This window comes from Mesorhizobium sp. M1406, assembly GCF_040317555.1.
Lineage (GTDB): Bacteria > Pseudomonadota > Alphaproteobacteria > Rhizobiales > Rhizobiaceae > Mesorhizobium.
Genome location: NZ_JAMYKW010000159.1, coordinates 1 through 1,193 on the forward strand (window position 1 = coordinate 1; position 1,193 = coordinate 1,193).

At 66.8% G+C, this 1,193-nt stretch carries 1 protein-coding gene; it reads left to right on the plus strand.

The window, feature by feature from the left end:
• A partial coding sequence (locus tag NKH03_RS34700) for an IS91 family transposase (RefSeq protein WP_352973336.1) occupies positions 1-891 on the plus strand: 891 nt, incomplete at its 5' end.
• Between the last annotated feature and the right edge of the window lie 302 nt (positions 892-1,193).

Below are 1,193 nucleotides of genomic sequence, written 5' to 3' on the forward strand. Positions count from 1 at the left end.
GCCGAGGTCGCCGTCATCGCCTTCCACAACAAGGCGCTGGTCTATGACCTGCTGTTCAAGGCGGCATCGGAGACGATGCTGACGATCGCGGCCGATCCCAAGCACCTCGGCGCGCGCATCGGCATCACCGCCGTGCTCCACACATGGGGCTCGGCAATGACGCACCATCCTCATGTCCACATGATCGTGCCGGGCGGCGGCATCACGCCGGACGCGTCACGCTGGATATCGTCGCGGCCGGCCTTCCTTCTCCCAGTCAGAGTGCTGGGCAAGCTGTTCCGCCGTCTGTTCCTGACCCGACTGGTCGCGCTGCACGACGCCGGTCGGCTCGCCTTCTTCGGATCGGCGGCGCACCTCGCCGATCGTCGGGCCTTCCTACGCCACCTGGCTCCCGTCAAGAAGAAGCGCTGGGTGGTCTACGCCAAGCCGCCCTTCGCCGGTCCCGAGGCGGTGCTCGCCTATCTGTCGCGCTATACCCACCGGGTTGCGATCTCGAACCGCCGCCTGATCGCCTTCGAAGAGGCTGGGGTCACCTTCCGCTACAAGGATTATCGCCGCGACGGCACCGACCGGCAGCAGGTCATGACGCTCGCCACAGATGAGTTCATCCGCCGCTTCCTGCTCCACGTCCTGCCGCGCGGCTTCCATCGCATCCGACATTATGGCCTGCTCGCCGGCTCCGCCCACAAGGCCAGCCTCGCACGCGCCCGCGAACTGCTGGGCGTCGCTGCCCCGTCCGATGACCACACACCAGACGAACCAGAGGACTTCCGGCCGCCATGCTCCTGCTGTGGCGGACGCATGATCGTCATCGAGGTGTTCGAACGGTGGAGGAGGCAGCCGCGCGGACCTCCGAACGCATCGGCACCGATCCGGGAGACCGCTCCATGACCCGGCATGGTCTGATTCAGCCTCCAGCCACAGGCGCTCAACCTGCGGCGACGGACCCACGCGCGCCCATGGTGCTCAGCGAGGCCCGCAGGGCCCCGTCCGCCTGCGCGCAGAGGCTACAAGGCTGTGCGGAGGCTTCACTGAGCGGTCCGTCCGTGTCCACCGCGTCGCCTAACGGGGGCGGTCACGCCGTCGCCGACATCAGCCGCAAACTAAAATCCCCATAGCCATCAACTGTGGCCCGCGGGTTCCTGCATGAGAGGCTTTCGTACGCCTCTCGGCACCCGAAACCCTTCAGCAAT